15 protein-coding genes and 1 tRNA gene are annotated in these 17,280 nt (G+C 67.7%); 11 read left to right on the top strand and 5 right to left on the bottom strand.

What is annotated here, in order from left to right:
- Positions 1–27 precede the first annotated feature (27 nt).
- From Q0579_RS01585 to Q0579_RS01595, 3 genes are all read left to right on the top strand, one after another.
- Entirely contained in the window at positions 28–1,596 is a 1,569-nt protein-coding gene (locus Q0579_RS01585) for a DHA2 family efflux MFS transporter permease subunit (RefSeq protein ID WP_298808453.1), read from the top strand.
- The gene (locus Q0579_RS01590) at positions 1,593–3,167 is read left to right on the top strand and encodes an efflux transporter outer membrane subunit (RefSeq protein WP_298808456.1); all 1,575 of its coding nucleotides are present in this window, start codon (positions 1,593–1,595) and stop codon (positions 3,165–3,167) included. Before Q0579_RS01585 ends, Q0579_RS01590 begins: the two co-directional genes overlap by 4 nt.
- Positions 3,168–3,396: 229 nt before the next feature.
- The gene (locus Q0579_RS01595) at positions 3,397–3,783 is read left to right on the top strand and encodes a hypothetical protein (protein ID WP_298808459.1); all 387 of its coding nucleotides are present in this window, start codon (positions 3,397–3,399) and stop codon (positions 3,781–3,783) included.
- An 86-nt stretch (positions 3,784–3,869) separates the two neighbouring features.
- On the opposite strand, the gene Q0579_RS01600 is transcribed toward Q0579_RS01595, so the two are convergent.
- From Q0579_RS01600 to Q0579_RS01610, 3 genes are all read right to left on the bottom strand, one after another.
- On the bottom strand, positions 3,870–4,829 hold the full coding sequence (locus Q0579_RS01600) for a glycosidase (protein ID WP_298808461.1): 960 nt from the start codon (positions 4,827–4,829) through the stop codon (positions 3,870–3,872).
- Entirely contained in the window at positions 4,826–5,590 is a 765-nt protein-coding gene (locus Q0579_RS01605) for an SDR family oxidoreductase (RefSeq protein WP_298808465.1), read from the bottom strand. The genes Q0579_RS01600 and Q0579_RS01605 overlap by 4 nt, the downstream gene beginning before the upstream one ends.
- A gap of 91 nt (positions 5,591–5,681) precedes the next feature.
- Positions 5,682–5,755: transfer RNA gene (locus tag Q0579_RS01610), tRNA-Gly, on the bottom strand.
- 328 nt (positions 5,756–6,083) lie between these two features.
- Between Q0579_RS01610 and Q0579_RS01615 the strand changes: the two genes are divergently transcribed.
- The gene (locus Q0579_RS01615; RefSeq protein ID WP_298808467.1) at positions 6,084–7,628 is read left to right on the top strand and encodes a L,D-transpeptidase family protein; all 1,545 of its coding nucleotides are present in this window, start codon (positions 6,084–6,086) and stop codon (positions 7,626–7,628) included.
- Positions 7,629–7,648: 20 nt separating this feature from the next.
- Positions 7,649–8,035, top strand: a complete 387-nt coding sequence (locus Q0579_RS01620) for a hypothetical protein (protein WP_298808470.1) — start codon at positions 7,649–7,651, stop codon at positions 8,033–8,035.
- A 75-nt stretch (positions 8,036–8,110) separates the two neighbouring features.
- Here Q0579_RS01620 and Q0579_RS01625 read toward each other — a convergent pair whose 3' ends face one another.
- Both Q0579_RS01625 and Q0579_RS01630 read right to left on the bottom strand, forming a co-directional pair.
- A complete protein-coding gene (locus Q0579_RS01625; protein ID WP_298808472.1) occupies positions 8,111–8,389 on the bottom strand; it encodes a hypothetical protein in 279 nt (92 codons plus the stop codon).
- Entirely contained in the window at positions 8,389–9,399 is a 1,011-nt protein-coding gene (locus Q0579_RS01630) for a glycerophosphodiester phosphodiesterase (RefSeq protein WP_298808502.1), read from the bottom strand. The genes Q0579_RS01625 and Q0579_RS01630 overlap by 1 nt, the downstream gene beginning before the upstream one ends.
- Positions 9,400–9,517: 118 nt before the next feature.
- On the opposite strand from Q0579_RS01630, the gene Q0579_RS01635 reads away from it, so the two are divergent.
- The 6 genes from Q0579_RS01635 (at position 9,518) to Q0579_RS01660 (ending at position 17,211) form a co-directional block, all read left to right on the top strand.
- Positions 9,518–10,081 carry a 2Fe-2S iron-sulfur cluster-binding protein gene (locus tag Q0579_RS01635; RefSeq protein WP_298808474.1) on the top strand — a complete coding sequence of 188 codons (564 nt, stop codon included), beginning with the start codon at positions 9,518–9,520 and terminating at the stop codon, positions 10,079–10,081.
- Positions 10,078–11,043 carry a xanthine dehydrogenase family protein subunit M gene (locus Q0579_RS01640; protein WP_298808475.1) on the top strand — a complete coding sequence of 322 codons (966 nt, stop codon included), beginning with the start codon at positions 10,078–10,080 and terminating at the stop codon, positions 11,041–11,043. Before Q0579_RS01635 ends, Q0579_RS01640 begins: the two co-directional genes overlap by 4 nt.
- Entirely contained in the window at positions 11,040–13,295 is a 2,256-nt protein-coding gene (locus Q0579_RS01645) for a xanthine dehydrogenase family protein molybdopterin-binding subunit (RefSeq protein WP_298808476.1), read from the top strand. The genes Q0579_RS01640 and Q0579_RS01645 overlap by 4 nt, the downstream gene beginning before the upstream one ends.
- 94 nt (positions 13,296–13,389) lie before the next feature.
- Entirely contained in the window at positions 13,390–15,594 is a 2,205-nt protein-coding gene (locus Q0579_RS01650; RefSeq protein WP_298808478.1) for a xanthine dehydrogenase family protein molybdopterin-binding subunit, read from the top strand.
- Between the two features lie 16 nt (positions 15,595–15,610).
- Positions 15,611–16,582 carry an XdhC family protein gene (locus tag Q0579_RS01655; RefSeq protein WP_298808480.1) on the top strand — a complete coding sequence of 324 codons (972 nt, stop codon included), beginning with the start codon at positions 15,611–15,613 and terminating at the stop codon, positions 16,580–16,582.
- Complete coding sequence (locus tag Q0579_RS01660) at positions 16,579–17,211, top strand: NTP transferase domain-containing protein (RefSeq protein WP_298808482.1); 633 nt, start codon at positions 16,579–16,581, stop codon at positions 17,209–17,211. The genes Q0579_RS01655 and Q0579_RS01660 overlap by 4 nt, the downstream gene beginning before the upstream one ends.
- The last annotated feature ends 69 nt before the right edge of the window (positions 17,212–17,280 follow it).

The following is a 17,280-nucleotide window of genomic DNA, read 5'->3' on the forward strand; positions in this document are numbered from 1 at the left end:
ACCTCGGCCAAGCGGCGCGGGCGCGGCATGAGCGGGTGGAGCAACGAACGCTCGGCGGCGGGCGATCGTAATCCGTGGCTGATCGTCGGCGTCATCAGCCTGGCGACCTTCATGGAGGTGCTCGACACCTCGATCGCGAACGTCAGCCTCGATCATATCGCCGGTGGGCTCGCCGCCAGCCGCGACGAGGCGACCTGGGTGCTGACGAGCTACCTCGTTTCCAACGCGATCGTGATCCCGATCTCGGGCTGGCTGTCCGACGTGATCGGGCGCAAGCGCTATTACATGATCTCGGTGGCGCTGTTCACGCTGTCGTCGCTGATGTGCGGCTTTGCCCCCAATCTCACCTTCCTCATCTTCGCACGCATCCTCCAGGGGATCGGCGGCGGCGGCCTCGCGCCGTCCGAGCAGAGCTTCCTCGCCGACAGCTTCCCGCCCGAGAAGCGCGGCGCGGCGTTCGCGGCCTATGGCGTTGTCGTCGTCATCGGCCCCGTCCTCGGACCTACACTCGGCGGGATCATCACGGACAACATTTCGTGGCACTGGATCTTCCTGATCAACGTGCCGATCGGCATCATGTCACTACTGCTGGTCAACACCTTGGTGATCGAACCCGAGATCTTGGAAAAGGAACGCCGCCAGCGGCTGAAACGCGGGCTGCGCGTCGATTACATCGGGTTCGCGCTCGTCGTGCTGGGGCTCGGCGGGCTCGAGCTGATCCTCGATCGCGGCGAGCGCGAGGCCTGGCTGGAGAGCACCTTCATCCTCGGGCTTGCGGTGACGGTGGTCGTCTCGCTCGGCTTCCTCGTGTGGTGGGAGCTCGCGCGCAAGGACCCGATCGTCAATCTGAAGCTCCTCGCCAACCGCAATTTTGCGATCACCCTGCTGTTCATGACGACGACGGGCGCGGTGCTGTTCGGCACGACCACGCTGATCCCGCAGATGTTGCAGGAAGTGTTCAACTACGACGCCACCACCGCCGGGCTGGCACTGACGGTTGGCGGGATCGCGACGCTGGTGGCGATGCCCGTCGTCGGCACACTGACCGGCAAGGTCGACACGCGTTTCCTGCTGATGCCCGCGCTGCTGCTCCAGGCCGCGTCGCTCTGGTACATGTCGGGCTGGAACAGCGAGCTGACATTCCACCAGGCATCAACCGCCCGGTTGATCTCGGCGGTCGGGCTGCCGTTCCTGTTCGTGCCGATCAACACCGCCGCTTACGTCGGATTGAAGCCCAACCAGACGAGCGACGCCTCCGCACTTCTGAACGTCGCGCGCAACCTGGGCGGTAGCATCGGCATCGGCGTCGCGCAGGCGTTGCTGATCGCGCGCGGGCAATATCACCAGGATCGCATCGTCGAGGGGCTGAACCCGCTCAACCCGTCCTATGTCGAAGGCGTCAATCAATTGTCGCGCTCGATGCCGGGCACTGGGGAGAGCACGACGACGCTGTCCGCACTGATGCAGCAGGTGCGCGAGCAAGCGCAGGTATTGTCGTACATCGACGTGTTCCACGGCTTCATGATCTTCGTGCTGCTGGTGACCCCGCTTGCGATCTTCCTGCGGCAGGGTAAGGCGAAAGGAGCGGCGGCATGACGCGCACATGGGCAATCGCGGCGCTGACCGCGCTGGCGGGGTGCACCGTCGGGCCGAACTATCGCCCGCCCGAGGCGAGTGCACCGCCACGCTTCGGCGAGGCGGTGACCGACACCCAGCCGGCACCCCAGCTCAATGGCTGGTGGCACCAGTACCGCGATCCCGAGCTAGACCGGCTTGTCGCGACCGCGCTCGAGCAGAGCCCCGATATCTCGATCGCGGTGGCGCGCATCCAGCAGGCGCGCGCGCAGGAACGCATCGCGCGCGCAGCCTATCTGCCACAGGTCAACGCAACCGCGGGCACGACGTACCAGCGCTTCAGCAAGAACGCGGGGCTCGCCTCGCTCGCCAGCCTGTTCGGCGGCGGCGCCGGTGGAGGTGGCGCAGGCGGCGGCACGGGTACCGGCGGCTCGGGGGGCAGTGGTGGATCGGGCGGCAGCTCGGGTGGCGGCATCACCTCGCCCGGCAGCTCGATCCAGACCTATTCCGCCGGGTTCGACGCGAGCTGGGAGCTCGACCTGTTCGGCGGCGTGACGCGCCAGGTAGAGGGATCGCGCGCGCGCACCGAAGCAGCGGTGTGGAACGCGCGCGACGCACAGCTCTCGCTCGTTGCCGAAACCGCCGACGCGTACCTGCAACTGCGCAGCCTACAGGAGCGTGAGGCGATCGCGCGCGGCGAAGTCGCGCGGCAGGAAGGCAATCTGAAGATCGCCGCCGACACCAGCCGCGCCGGGTTGATCGCCGAAGGCGACTTCATCCGCCAGCGCGCCGAACTCGCCAGCGCGCAGGCCGCGATTGGGCCGATCGTCGCCGAAGGCAAGGCGCAGATGCATGCGCTCGCGGTGCTGACCGGGCAAACCCCCGACGCGCTGATCGTCGAATTGTCGCGCCCGCGCCCCGCGCTTGCGGTGCCCGCGTCCGTCCCGCCGGGGCTGCCGAGCGAACTGCTGCGCCGCCGCCCGGACGTACGCGCGGCGGAGCGCAATCTGGCGGCGGCGACCGCCGACATCGGTGTCGCGGTCGCCGATCTCTATCCGCGCTTCAGCCTGACCGGCATGGCGCAATTGATCTCCACCGCCTTGTCCAACCTGTTCACCGGCGACAGCCTGCAATTGATGGGGGCGGCGAACGCCACCTTCCCCGTGCTCGATTTCGGGCGTCGCAAGGGACAGGTCGCGATCCGCCGTGCCGCGGCGGACGAGGCCTATGCGCAATATCGCCGCACCGTGCTGATGGCGCTGCGCGACGTCGAGGACGCGTTGATCCGCATCCGCACCGAACAGGACCGGCGCAGCGTACTCGCTGCCGGGCTCACCGACGCGCGCCGCGCGGTCGGCTCGGTCGAGGCGCGCTGGCGCACCGGACTGACCGACTTCGGCGACGTGCTCGCTGCGCGCCAATCGGTGCTGTCGGCCGAGGATCAGGTGGCGGAGAGCAACGGCAACCTGCGCCGCGACCTGTTGTCGCTCTACAAGGGGCTCGGCGGCGGCTGGGAAGACCTTCCGCTCGCCGTGCCTGCGCCGGGCGAGGCCGCGCCGGCGTACACGCAGGCGAAAACGGACAGCAAGTAGGTCGACTGGTTATGTTCCGCCCGGTGGCGGGTAGCTGACCACCGATGGTTAATGCTATCGGCGCCGGACGCGCAGCGCATACTAGGTCAGAAGGAGTCAGCGAGGGCTGTTACCCTGCTGCCGTATTCCCGTCGCATCGTAGCTGGTCTGCGACGACGAGCCTGTATTGCTGCTACGCTGAGACAGCGTCGAACCCGTGCTGCCGCTCCCCTCGCCGCTTTGCATAGCCGTGCCGCTTCGCATAGAAGCGCTGCTGGTCATACCGCCGTTCATCGAATCTGATGAACGGCTACCGTTCGCACCCGACTGTTGGCTGCTCGCCGCTGCGCCGCCGTTGCTGGTGAGCGTCATTGCATTGGTAGGTGTGCTTGTTCCCGCTGACGCACTGGACGACGCCGTTGCGGCACTACCCGAATTGCCCATCGCGCGGCGCATCGCCGAGTTCATCGGCGGTTGCGACACGCGCCCGCTCGGTGCCGAGGCGCCGCCACCTGCGGACCCCGACGAGGCCGTGCCTCCCGTTGCGCCTGCCCCAGCGCCCGCGCCCGCTTGCAGCAGCAAGCCGATGACGAATGCCCCGATCATACCCGTTCCTTCGCTGTCGATCCCGTCATGATCGCGACGGCTTCCCATTCATTTGCGCCTCAAAAGGCGCGCTGACCCCCGCTGGTTCCCGCACCACGACGGCGCGACCGCACAGGATCAGCTTCGCCGCAACAGCGCGCGCGACAGGCGGCGATCCTCCAGCGAGTAATAGAGCCAGATCGCGCCGCCATCGACCACCACCGACGCGGCAAAGGCGATGTCGGTCGCGCTGCGATCATCGACTGGCGGCGGGGTGACGAGCGGCTCGATCCCGCGCGCGACGACGCGAGTCAGGTCGGCGTCGAACGCGATCCAGCCGATCCGCCAGCGCGCGTCACGCGTTGCACCATTGTAGAACATGACGGGCGTCGCGGGATCGTCGACCAGCAGCGGTCCGGTCGAAAGATGCCAGTCGTCCCAGCTGTTGTCGCGCGGCATGAACGGCGTCGGCTGCTCGGTCCATGGGCCAGCCGCGCTTTGCCCGACCGCGAGCCCGATCCGCGACGCCTGATCGGCCGCATATTCGTAGAACAATCGCCACTGCCCGTCGGCGCTGCGACTGACGGTCGCTTCCTTGGTATTTCCTTCGGACTTGGACGAGGCGAGCGCGACGCCGCTCTTCGTCAGCCGGTCGAGCGACGGGCCGGTCGCGTAGGACAATTCGCCGTGGGCGTGGTCGGCGAGCACGCCCGAATAATAGACGAGATAGCCGTCCTCCAGCCGCACCACCGTCGGGTCTTCGACGCCGCCCGCGTCGTGCGCGTCCGGGCCGGGCACGATTGATGGCTGGTCGAGCATGGTGAAATGCACGCCGTCATTGCTCCACCCGCTCCAGATCTGGCCGGTGTCGGTCATCACCTCGCCCGGCCGGCAGACCGCGCGCACCATCATGCCCCAGCGACCATCGGCCTCGCGCCAGACATACGGGCTCATCAGGTCGCGCCCCATCAGCGCAGGCGGACCCTCGATCGTCACCGCTTCGATTGCCTTGACGTTGAAATCGAGTGCGATGTCGGCGGCGGCGACCGTGTCCTTGCGATGCGGGTCGGCGATCGATCCCTGGGCCGCGTCGCTCATGCGCCCAGCGCCTGCATCAACGACAGGCCGCCGTCGATCACGATTCGCGCGCCGGTGATGTAGCGTGCACGGTCGGAGGCGAGGAACACCGCCAGATCGGCGACCTCCGCGGGGTCACCTGCGCGTCCCATCGGGATATTCTGCTCCAGGCTGCGCCGATACGCCGGATCGCTCTGCGCGCGCGCGTTCATCGGGGTCAGGATCATGCCCGGCTCGATCGCATTGACGCGGATGCCGCGCGGCGCTTCCTCAATCGCGAGCGTTTCGACCAGGTTCGAGAGGCCGCCCTTCGCCGCGCAATAATCCGCACCGCCCGCGCGCACCGCATAAGCGTGGATCGAGGAGATATGGATGATCGACGCGTCCGCCTTCGTCTCGCCGCGGCCTTTCAGGAAGCGACGCGAGACGATGAACGCGCCCGTCAGGTCGGTGCCGAGCAGTCGTTGCCATTGCTCCAGCGTCATCGCGCGCACGGTCACGCCGCTCATGTTCAGCCCGGCTGAGTTGACCAGCACCGCGGCCGGTCCCCACGCCTGCTCCACCGCGGCAAAGGCGGCCTCGACCGATTGCTCTTCGCCCACGTCCGCCTGCACCGACATGGCCTCGCCACCGCGCGCCTGAACCGCGGCCACGCTGCGCTGCGCTGCTTCGGCGTCGGAATAATAAATGACGCACACGCGGTCGCCCGCCGCACCGAACGCTTCCGCGCACGCGGCGCCGATACCCGATTCCGCACCCGTCACGACAACCGTCCGCGCCATTTCGTCCTCCGCTTCTCTGGAGGCACAACTCACGGCGCCCGCGATCGTTCTCGCGCGGGCGGCGGCGACGGACACGTCAGTGTGAGGAGGATGGAGCGGGTAACGGGAATCGAACCCGTGTATTCAGCTTGGAAGGCTGCTGCACTACCATTGTGCTATACCCGCCCGAACCGGTCGGCTGAAGGCAGGTTACTGCAACGCGGCCCGCCGCGCAAGCGGGGTAGCGCGACGCGGCATCCGACCGCCGCGAACCCTAGCGACACCGGGTTTCCGCAAGCCTTTCTAGACCCTTGCCGCGATCAACGGTGGCATTCGCACCCGAACATTTGCTATCTCGGTCGGAACCGACGCCACTTGCGGACACGCCGGGGGTGAGGCGGTAATTGTTTCCGAAGCCTCGCGCCACTTGTGCCAGGATAAGGCGTTCAGCGTGGCGCAGGCTGGTCGAGACTAGGGCCGGCGAAACGGAATGAAGCGAAGGACGAGAAAGTCGATGAGCATGGTGAAGGCCGCCGGCACGGCAGCACGTGGCAGCGCAGACAGGCTCCAAGCGTGCTGGTTCGGGCGTGCGGCACGCGTTGCGGCGGGCGCCTCGCTACTGACGCTCGCCGCGGCAGCGACGGCGCAGACCCTGCCCGCGCCGGTGGTACCGGCGCCCTCGCCTGCTCCTGCCGCATTGCCCGCGTTGCCGGCCTCCACGCTGTCGCAACCGTTGCCGCGTTTGTCCGACGCACAGACGCGACAGCTCGCCAAGCTGATCGCGCAGGACGAGGTGCGTCAGGGCCTTCGCCAGGGCAGCCAGCGCGATCTGAGCGGCACGACGGGGGACGCGCTGGTGCGGATTGCGCTCGATCACGCGCGCGCGGTACACGCTGGTCGGCTCGACGCCAGCGACTTCGCGCGCGACTGGGGTATCCGCCCGCAGGCCTATGATCCGCTGCCCGGCTTCGCCGACGCGGTGCAACGCGACCGGCTCGACGCCTGGATCGCCGCGCTGCCGCCACCTTATGCCGGTTACGATGCGCTGGTCGCTGGGCTGGCGCGCTATCGCAAGATCGCGGCGGACGGCGGCTGGGGGACGGTGCCGGCCGCGGCGGAGCTGCGCTTCGGGCGCTCCGGCCCGGCAGTCGCCACCTTGCGCAAGCGGCTGGCGGCAGAGGATCCGCAGGTGTCGGCGAATGGCGACACATTTGATGCCGACCTGCTCGCCGCGGTGCGTCGCGCGCAGCGCCGTTACGGACTGAACCCGGCGGGCGATGTTGGTGCACAGACGCTTGCCGCGCTGAACGTGCCGGTCGCAACGCGGATGCGGCAGATCGCCGCCAACATGGAACGGTGGCGCTGGCTGCCCGCGCAATTGGAGCAGAAGCGCGTCCAGGTGAACGTCGCCGCGGCGGTGCTGACGGTGTTTGACGGCGACGCGCCCGTCATGTCGATGAAGGCGGTGACGGGACGGCCTGGGAACGAGACGCCGATGCTCGTGTCTTCGATCCACTCGGTCGTGCTCAATCCGCCGTGGAACGTGCCGAGTTCGATTGCGGACAAGGAATTGTGGCCCAAGGAGCGCGCCAATCCGGGCTACCTCAAGCGCAACGGCTTTCGCGTGATCGACACCGGGAACGGCGGCAAACGGTTGCAGCAATCGTCGGAAAAGAGCGCGCTTGGCCGCTTCAAGTTCGATTTCCCGAACGATTTCGCGGTCTACCTGCACGACACGCCCGCACAGGCCGGCTTCTCGCGCTTCGACCGGCTCGCCAGCCACGGCTGCGTCCGGTTGGAAAAGCCCGAAGCGCTTGCCAAGCTGCTGATGAAGACGACGCCGCAATGGCAGCCCGAAGCGATCGACCAGACGGTCGCCGCCGGCAAAACGGTGCGCGCGCAGATGGCGGAGCCGGTTGCGGTGTATCTGCTCTACTGGACCGCATTCGCCAGCCCCTCGGGCCAGGTCGGGTTCCGCGACGATCCTTATGGGTGGGACGGCGACCTTGCCAGCAAGGTGGAAGCACGACAGGCGAAACAGACGCTCGCGTCATTGTGACGAAATCGGGGATCGAAGCCATGTTGAACAAGACCAGGACCGGGGCCGCACTCGCCGCGTTGATGATGCTCTCGCTCGCGGGGTGCTCGCGTTCGTCGGACGAGCAGGCGCCGCTGCCCGACAACGAGATTTCGGATAATTACCAGGCCGAGCCGCTGCCCGAACCCACACCGGAGGTGATGCCGACGCCCGAGGTCGCGCCGGCGACCGACATGAACGCGACCGCCGAGGCGCTGCCGCCGCCGGCCGAGCGGACGGTGGACGAACAGATGAACGACGATGCCTTCGCCACCGGCATGACCGCGCGCAGCACGCGGGACCAGACGCGCGACACGGCCGGTGATCGCGCGCGCGGTCAGTCGAGCGCGGACGAGCCCGCCACCGACGGAAACTTCACCGGCGAGTGATGAGGGCGCGGACGGCCGCGTCCGATCGGGCGTGGCCGGCCGTGCGTTCGTGATGAGTTGTGCGCGGTGTCAGCGTTAACGCTGCCTGGCGACATAGCCATTGTAGGGTGGGCAATCGCCGCGCTTCTTGCGGCACTCACGCTCATAGTCGCGGCGTTCGCGCTCCTCGCGCTCGGCCTGCCTGCGCTGCTGGCGGACGTATTTTTCGTCGCGCTCGCGCGGGCTGGTGGTGGCGAGATCGACGCCCTTGCCGATCGCGCGCACCGGCATGGTGGCGACGTTCCACGCCGTCTTCACGCACCCGCCGGTCGCGAGCAGCGGCACCGCCGCCAGTGTCAGCACGATCAAACGCATCACTTCTTCTCCCCGGCGACAAAGGTGTCGCGCGTCGTCACCCCGATAGCAGGAAAGTCGGTGAAGAATCCGTCGATGCCCTGCGCCAGCGCAGCTGCGATCTCACCCGCGACGTCGCCGTGTGCCCTCGGGTCATCCCCACGGCGGCAGGGCGCGCGGACAAAGACGTTCTCGGCGCGGAAGGTCCAGGGATGCACGCGCAGCCCCGCGGCATGCGCGTCGGCAACCAGCGTCGACGGCGCGTCGTCCTGCGCACCTCCTTGCCACAACATCGCTTTGTCCGGGCCGATGCCCCAGGCATAGCGCGCCACGTCGCGTAAGCCGTCCGGGGTCACCATCGCGGCATAGCTCGGCGCTGCACCATCGGCCGGCGCGCCTGTCGCCGCGACAAGCTGGATCAGGCGGACACGGGTCATCGCCTTTAATCGCTTGAGGTTGTCGACCTCGAACGACTGGATGAACACGGGTGCATCGGCACCGTCCCAGCCCGCCGCCTTGAGCTGATCGACCAGCAGCTTGTCGGTCGGGTGGCCGATCCGCGCGAAATAGGTCGGGTGCTTGGTTTCGGGATAGATCGCGACGTGGCGTTGCTTGGCGAGCGCGATGATCTCGGCAAGCGTCGGGATCGTCTCGCGTCCGTCCCAAGCGCTATTGGCGGGGCGAAGCTGCGGCAACCGTTCCTTTGCGCGCAACGTCTTCAGCTCGGCAAGCGTGAAATCCTCGGTGAACCAGCCGGTCAGCGTCTGCCCATCGATCGTCTTGGTCGTGCGCCGCGCGGCAAATTTCGGGTGGGCGGCGACATCGGTCGTCTCGGAGATCTCGTTCTCGTGTCGCGCGACCAGCACGTCGTCGTTGGTCGGCACCAGATCGGGCTCGATCACGTCGGCGCCCTGCTCGATCGCGCGGGCGTAGCTCGCCAGCGTGTGCTCGGGCCGCTCCCCGCTCGCACCACGGTGCGCGATCACGATCGGCGGCGAGGACAGGCGCGGGCTGGCGGGGGTGACGGACATCCGCGCACCCTGCCCCGCCGCGTGGCTGGACGCCAGCAGCAGCGCGGCGGTGAGAGTCATTCGCAGGGATATGAAGCGAATAACGCACGTTATGGAGCGAGCAGCGAAAAGGCGGATCATGCGCTTCACCATCAATCAAAAAACCTACGAAGCGGATGTCGATGTCCGCACCTCGCTTCTCGACCTGTGTCGCGAGCACCTGGGACTGACCGGCAGCAAAAAAGGCTGCGACCACGGTCAGTGCGGGGCGTGCACGATGCTGGTCAACGGGCGGCGCATCAACTCCTGCCTGTCGCTCGCCGTGATGCATCAGGATGACGAGATCGTGACGATCGAGGGTCTGGGCACGGTGGAGAACCTTCACCCGATGCAGGCCGCGTTCGTATCGCACGACGGTTACCAGTGCGGTTACTGCACGCCCGGGCAGATCTGCTCCGCAGTCGGCATGCTCGACGAGGTCAAGAAAGGCTGGGCCAGCCACGTCACCGGCGATCTGGGCGAGGTGTCGCTCTCCGACGCGGAGATCAGCGAGCGGATGAGCGGCAATATCTGCCGCTGCGCTGCCTACCCCAATATCGTCGACGCGATCCGCGAAGTCGCGGGTCAGTCGGGCGAGCAGGCGATCAAGCCTGCCCCGCGCACCGCGAGCGAGCAACCCGCGCAAGAGAAGGTGTCGGCATGAAGACCTTCGACTACCGCCGCGCCGACACGATCGAGGCAGCAACCCACGCGAACGGCCGCTTCATCGCGGGTGGCACCAACCTGCTCGATTTGATGAAGCTGCAGGTCGAGACGCCCGAACGGCTGGTCGACATCAGCCGGCTCGACCTCAATACGATCGAAGAGCGCGACGACGGCGGGCTGACGATTGGCGCGCTGGTGCCCAACAGCGATCTCGCCGCCGACCGGCGTGTAGTCGAGAAATATGAAGTGCTCAGCCGCGCGCTGCTCGCGGGCGCGTCGGGGCAGCTCCGCAACAAGGCGTCGACCGGCGGCAACCTGCTCCAGCGAACGCGCTGCTATTATTTCTACGACACCGCGTCGCGCTGCAACAAGCGTGAGCCTGGGTCGGGTTGCGACGCAATCGGCGGGTTCAATCGTATCCTCGCGGTGCTCGGCACCAGCGAGCATTGTATCGCGACGCATCCCAGCGACATGGCGGTGGCGATGCGCGCGCTCGACGCCACGGTGGTCACGCAGAAGGCAGACGGCGACAAGCGTCGTATCTCGATCCATGACTTCTACCGCCTGCCCGGCGACACGCCGCAAATCGAGACGGTGCTGGAGGCGGGTGAACTCATCACCCACGTCGAGCTGCCGTCGCGGCCTGCCGGCAAGCAGGTCTATCGCAAGGTACGTGACCGCGCCTCTTACGCCTTCGCGCTCGTCTCGGTCGCGGGCGTGGTCGAGGTGAAGGACGGTGTCGTCGCTTCGGCCGCGCTCGCCTTTGGCGGGCTCGGGCCGATGCCGTGGCGCAACCCGGCGGTTGAGGCAGCGATCGTCGGCCGCGCACCGTCGACCGAGGCGTTCGAGGCCGCGGCCGATGCGCTGCTCGCCGATGCGCGCGGCTACGGCTCGAACGATTTCAAGATACCGCTCGCGCGGCGCACGCTGATCGCGACCTTACGGGATTTGACCGCATGAGCATCCTAGGCAAATTGTTCGGGTCCGACGACGCCGAGACCAACGCGCTCGTGATGGACGATCCTCGTCCCAAGAGTTTCCTCGACGACGGCGCGCAGGACGTGATCGGCAAGCCGATCAACCGGGTAGAGGGTCCGTTGAAGGTCGCCGGACGCGCGCCTTATGCGGCCGAATATCCGGCCGAACGGCTCGTCCACGGCGTGCTGGTGCGCGCGACTTTTGGCCGCGGCAAGATCACCAAGATTGACGACAGCATGGCGCGCGCGCTGCCCGGCGTCATCGACGTGATCGTCGACTATGACACGTTCATCCGCAGCCCCGGCCAGGGTGGCGACACGAATGCGCCGACGCAGGGCGTGCAGGATGTGCAATATTTCGGCGAGCCGGTCGCGGTCGTCGTCGGCGAAACGTTCGAGGCCGCGCGCGACGGTGCGGCGGCGGTGCGGCTCGGATACAAAGAAGCAGACGCCAACTTCGTCTTCGCCGCGCACAAGGATCAGGGTAAGGAGCCGAAGAAGGACCAGATCCCCGGCCACAGCAAGCAGGGCGATTTCGCCAAGGCGTTCGACGACGCGCCGGTACAGCTAGACGTCACCTATACGACGCCGAGCCAGAACTCGACCGCGATGGAGCCGCACGCCTCGATCGCGGAATGGCGTGACGGCACGCTGATCCTGCACGGCGCGTATCAGATGGTGGCGAGCGACCAGCAGCAGCTCGCCAAGGCGCTGGGCGTGTCGGCGGACAAGGTGCGGATCATCGCCCGCTACGTCGGCGGCGGATTTGGTTCGAAACTTGGCATCGCGCCCGAAAGCGTCGCAGCGGCGGTTGCGGCGAAGAAGCTCGGTCGCCCGGTCAAGATCGTGCTCGCGCGGCAGCAGGTGTACGAGGCGACGGTGCGTCGCTCCAACACCGAGCAACGTATCCGGCTCGGCACCGACGCCAACGGTAAGATCGACGCGCTCAGCCACAATTCGCTAATCGCCAACACGCCGTACGAGCAATATTGGGAGCCGGTCGGCGTCGGCACGCACTTCATCTACGGGGGCGAAAACCGCGAGATCAATCATGACCTGATCCCGATGAACCTGACCGCGGCGGGCTCGATGCGTGCGCCGGGCGAGGCGGTCGGCATGATGGGTCTGGAATGCGCGATGGACGAGCTGGCGGAGAAGCTCGGCATCGATCCGATCGAGTTGCGTCGCCGCAACGAGCCCGCGCAGGAGCCAGAAAAGCAGATCCCCTTTTCCAGCCGGCAGATGATTCCTGCGCTGGAGCAGGGCGCGCAATTGTTCGGATGGTCGCAGCGTAAAGCAGCGGGCACCGACCGTCGCGGTGAGTGGCTGTACGGCATGGGCGTGTCGGCCGCGGTGCGATCGAACCAGTTGCAGAAGTCGGCTGCCAAGGTGACGCTGACCACCGACGGTCGCGCGATCATCGATACCGACATGACCGACATCGGCACCGGCACCTACACCATCCTGGCGCAGATCGCCGCCGAGACGCTGGGGCTGCCAGTGGACAAGGTCGTCGTCCACCTGGGCGACGGCAAGGCACCGGCATCATCGGGATCGGGCGGTTCGTGGGGCGCCGGCTCGTCGGGCTCGTCGGTCTATCTCGCCTGCGAGGGCATCCGCGAGAAGCTAGCCAAGGCGATGGGCGTGTCGGCCGAGGAGATGACGCTCAAGGACGGCCGTGCGATCGCGCAGAACCGCGCGGTACCGGTCACCGAGCTGATCGAGGAAAACCTATCGGTGATCGGGCAGATCGAGCCGGGCAAGCAGGAGAAGAAATTTCACCAGGCCAGCTACGGCGCGCATTTTTGCGCGGTGAAGGTCAATGCGGTGACGGGTGAGGTGCGGGTCGAGCGGATGCTGGGCGTGTTCTCGGCCGGACGCATCCTGAACGAGAAAACCGCGCGGTCGCAGTGTCTGGGCGGCATGACCTTCGGGATCGGCGCTGCGCTGACCGAGAAGCTGATCCACGACGAGCGCAACGGCAAGGTCGTCAACCGCGACATGGCGGAATATCACGTGCCCGTGAACGCCGACGTGCCGCAGCTGGAGGTCCACTTCCTCGACGAACGCGACATTCACGCCAACCCCATCCAGGCCAAGGGGATCGGCGAGCTCGGCATCTCGGGCGCGGGCGCGGCGGTCGCCAACGCGATTTACAATGCAACTGGCGTGCGCGTGCGCGACTTCCCGATCACCTGCGACAAGATCATCGAGCAACTGCCGTTCGACGCCTGATGATCGCAGGGCGCCGGGTCGATCACCCGGCGTCCCGCTGGCGCTTGCGCGGCGCAATCCCTAGATTGGCCGCGTTCAAGCGGGGAGCGTCACGGTGACCGAACAGGCGATTGATACGGCTGAGCGGCCGGGCGGGTTGAAGCGCGCGGTTCAAGGATTGCTCGGCACGCCGCTGCCGCGGATCGAGGGACCCTTGAAGGTCACCGGCGCGGCGCATTACGCCTACGAGGACGCACCCGCGGGTACCGCTTATCTGGCGGTGGTCGGTGCCCCGGTCGGTGCGGGTGAGGTCACCGGGATCGATGTGAGCGCCGCCGAGGCATTGCCCGGTGTGCTCGCGGTGATCCACGACGACCCGCGCATCATGGCGGGCGAAGGCAATTCGAACCGCCTCGCCGAGCAGGGCACGCGCCGGATTTTCTACGCCGGCCAACCCGTCGCCGCCGTCGTCGCCGAAACGCAGGTGATCGCGCGCGAAGCGGCGATGCTGGTACGCGTCGAGGTGAACGCACGAGAGGGCCGCTACGACTTCGCGGCCGAGCCGGTCGACGAGAAACCTGAGATCGGCTTTCTGCCGCCGATCAGCAAGGGCGACCTCGACGCTGCGATGCGTGACGCGCCGGTTACTTTCGATGCGACCTATACCACGCCGGCGCACTTCCCTGCCGCGCTTGAGCCGCATACGACCACCGCCTGGTGGGAGGGCGACCGGCTGACGGTGCGGTCGAGCAACCAGGTGATCGGCGCGGCCAAGGGCACGATCGCCAAGGCGCTGGGGATCGGCGACGATCAGGTACGCGTGCTCGCCCCCTTCGTTGGCGGCGGGTTCGGCGGCAAGACCGGGGTCGGCCCCGAGGTGATCCTCACGGCGATTGCGGCGCAGAAACTCGGTCGTCCGGTCAAGGTCGCGCTGCCCAGGCGCGACACCGCCTACCTCGTTCATCACCGCAGCGAGACACGCCAGCGTATCCGCATTGCCTGCGACCACGACGGCTACATCAGCGCGATCGCGCATGAGGGCGTGGCGTATCAGAACGACGATGCCGCGTTCCTGGAGCCGATCCCGTTCGGCTCAATCCCGCTCTACAGCGGAGACACGCGCGTGTTCCGCACCGCGCTGGCGCGCGTCGACCTGCCGCCGACCGGCGCGGTGCGCGCGCCAGGCGAGGCGATCGGCACCTTCGCAATCGAGTGCGCGATGGACGAACTCGCCGAGCAGCTAGGGCTCGATCCGATCGAGCTGCGCCGCCGCAACGAGCCGGCGTATGATCCGACATCGTCCAAGCCCTTCTCTACCCGCCGCCTGCTCGATTGTTACGCCGAGGGTGCACGCCGCTTCGGCTGGCCCGAGCGCGTGCCCGATCCCGGCACCACGCTGGAGGGCGAATGGCTGATCGGTATCGGCATGGCGGCGGCGCTGCGCGGCAACTTCACCGTGACCGCGGCGGCGAACGTGCGGTTGGAGCCGAATGGGCGCGTGACGGTCGAAACCGACATGACCGACATCGGCACCGGCACCTACACGATCCTCGCGCAGACCGCGGGCGAGGTGCTGGGCGTCGAGGCGAGCCAGGTCGACGTGCGGATCGGCGATACCAAATATCCCAAGAGCGCGGGCTCGGGCGGGTCATTCGGCGCGGGCAGCGCGTGCGCGGCGGTGGTGCTGGCGTGCGAGGACGTGCTCGCCGAACTGGCGCTCCGCATGAACGCCGCGCCCGACGAGTTGGTGCTGAAGGACGGTCGCGTCGCGGCGGGCGGGCGCGAGGTACCGCTCGCCGACCTCGCGCGCGGTGAGCCGATCGAAGGACGCGGCAAGTCGTCACCGGGGCAACAGGCGAAGCGCACCAGCCAGGCGAGCCACGGCGCGCATTTCTGCGAGGTCGCGGTCGATGCGGTGACGGGTGAGGTGCGCGTGCGCCGGATGCTGGGCGTGTTCGACGTCGGGCGTGTGCTCAACGAAAAAACCGCGGCGAACCAGATCGTCGGCGGGATGGTATGGGGCGTCAGCTACGCGCTGGGTGAGGCTGCGGTGGTCGACACGCGCAGCGGCCGCTTCGTCAATCCCGATTTCGGCGAGTATCACGTCGCGGTGAACGCCGACGTGCCGCAAATCGAGGTGCACTTCATCGAGGAGATCGACGACGCCGCCAACCAGGTCGGCGCGAAAGGCGTCGGCGAGCTCGGCATCTCGGGCGCGGGCGCGGCGGTCATCAACGCGATCCACAATGCGACGGGCGTGCGCGTGCGCGACGTGCCCGCGACGCTCGACACCCTGCTCGCCGGCCTGCCGCCGGTCTGACAAGACGAGAACCAATATGGCCGACAACGATTCCGTCTTCGCCGCCGCCCACGCCTGGAAGGGCGAGCCGTTGGCGCTTGCCACCGTCATCTCGACCTGGGGCTCCGCACCCCGGCCCAAGGGCAGTCACATGCTGGTGCACGCCGACGGCCGGTTTGAAGGATCGGTGTCGGGCGGATGCGTCGAGGGCGACATCCTCGACACCGCGGCGCAGGTGATCGCGGGTGCGCCGTTCCAGGTGAAGACCTACGGCGTCGCCGACGACAGCGCGTGGGAGGTCGGGCTGCCGTGCGGCGGGCAGATCAGCGTCATGGTCCAGCCCGTCTCGGCCGAGGGGTTCGACCCCGAATTGTTCGACCGCATCGCCGAGGCGCGCGACAGCGGCCAGGGTGTGACGGTGACGACGGACCTGACGACCGGGCACAGCGACCTGCGCCCGGTCGAAACAGGTGAGGTATTCGCCAACCGCTACGCACCGCCGCGTCGGTTGCTAATCGTGGGCGCGGTGCAGATCGCGCAGAGCCTCGCCGCGCTCGCCGCAACGCTGGGGATCGAGGTGGTGGTGATCGATCCGCGGGGGCGGTTCCTCACCGAGGAGCGTTTCCCGAACGTCACGCTCGACGATCGCTGGCCCGACGAGGCGGTCGAGGCATATCGCCCGGGTCCGTCGACCGCGGTGGTGACGCTCAGCCACGATACCAAGATCGACGACCCCGCGCTGATCGCGGCGCTCAAGACCAACGCCGCCTATGTCGGCGCGCTCGGCAGCCGCAAGAGTCACGCCGCCCGCCGCGAGCGGATGGCGGCGGCGGGGTTGAGCGAAGCGCATATCGAGCGCATCGACGGTCCCGTCGGCATCGACATCGGCGCGATCGGCCCGGCGGAGATCGCGCTGTCGATCGCCGCGGCGATGGTGCGCGCATTCCACCTGCCCGCACCCGCGTCCGACACCATGACCGATTGCGCGGCGGAGGCGGTGCTCGCGTGATCGCGGCGGAGGACATCGTCCTCGTCCTGCTGGCCGCCGGCAAGTCGGCACGCTTCGGCGATGTCGGCAGCAAGCTGAACGAGCCATTCCTCGCCCGCCCGCTCGGCCTGCACGTCGCGGTCGCGCTGGAAGCGATCCCGTTCAAGGAGCGTGTCGCGGTTACCTCACCGCGCTGCACGATCAATTATGCGCCGCACGGCTTCCGCGTCATGAACAACGACGATCCGGTCGGCGACATGGCGTCGTCGGTGCGGCTGGGCGTCGCCTGCGCCAAGGCGCAGGGAGCAAGAGCGGTGCTGCTCGCGCTCGCCGACATGCCGCGGGTCACCGCGTCACACATTTATCGCCTGCTCGACGCCGCGGACTCGGCCGACGCGGTGGTGGCATCGAGCGACGGCGTCAGCCCGAAGCCGCCCGCCCTGTTCGCACTTGCGCATTTCGACACGTTGTGCGCGTTGTCGGGCGACCAGGGCGCGCGCGACCTGATCCGCGCCGGTCGTCACGTCGTCACCAATGCCGCCGAGTTGATCGACGTCGACACGCCCGAAGAACTGGAGCATCTGCGCGCGCTGGTTCACGCGCCGGAGGCACTGACGCTGCCGGGCGCGCGGCGACATGCGGATGGTTGAGGGTCAAGCGCCGTGGTGCGTAGCCGCGGGGAACGCGAGAGTTAATCCCGCGTCGTCGGCCAGCGCCTG

It is taken from the genome of uncultured Sphingomonas sp. (genome assembly GCF_936927845.1).
In the GTDB taxonomy this organism is placed as follows: domain Bacteria; phylum Pseudomonadota; class Alphaproteobacteria; order Sphingomonadales; family Sphingomonadaceae; genus Sphingomonas.

Bases quoted from the DNA above. Each gene is read 5' to 3' on its own strand.
- Q0579_RS01585 (WP_298808453.1), top strand. From the start codon at position 28: ATGAGCGGGTGGAGCAACGAACGCTCGGCGGCGGGCGATCGTAATCCG.
- Q0579_RS01590 (WP_298808456.1), top strand. From the start codon at position 1,593: ATGACGCGCACATGGGCAATCGCGGCGCTGACCGCGCTGGCGGGGTGC.
- Q0579_RS01600 (WP_298808461.1), bottom strand. From the start codon at position 4,829: ATGAGCGACGCGGCCCAGGGATCGATCGCCGACCCGCATCGCAAGGAC.
- Q0579_RS01605 (WP_298808465.1), bottom strand. From the start codon at position 5,590: ATGGCGCGGACGGTTGTCGTGACGGGTGCGGAATCGGGTATCGGCGCC.
- Q0579_RS01615 (WP_298808467.1), top strand. From the start codon at position 6,084: ATGAGCATGGTGAAGGCCGCCGGCACGGCAGCACGTGGCAGCGCAGAC.
- Q0579_RS01620 (WP_298808470.1), top strand. From the start codon at position 7,649: ATGTTGAACAAGACCAGGACCGGGGCCGCACTCGCCGCGTTGATGATG.
- Q0579_RS01625 (WP_298808472.1), bottom strand. From the start codon at position 8,389: ATGCGTTTGATCGTGCTGACACTGGCGGCGGTGCCGCTGCTCGCGACC.
- Q0579_RS01630 (WP_298808502.1), bottom strand. From the start codon at position 9,399: ATGTCCGTCACCCCCGCCAGCCCGCGCCTGTCCTCGCCGCCGATCGTG.
- Q0579_RS01635 (WP_298808474.1), top strand. From the start codon at position 9,518: ATGCGCTTCACCATCAATCAAAAAACCTACGAAGCGGATGTCGATGTC.
- Q0579_RS01640 (WP_298808475.1), top strand. From the start codon at position 10,078: ATGAAGACCTTCGACTACCGCCGCGCCGACACGATCGAGGCAGCAACC.
- Q0579_RS01645 (WP_298808476.1), top strand. From the start codon at position 11,040: ATGAGCATCCTAGGCAAATTGTTCGGGTCCGACGACGCCGAGACCAAC.
- Q0579_RS01655 (WP_298808480.1), top strand. From the start codon at position 15,611: ATGGCCGACAACGATTCCGTCTTCGCCGCCGCCCACGCCTGGAAGGGC.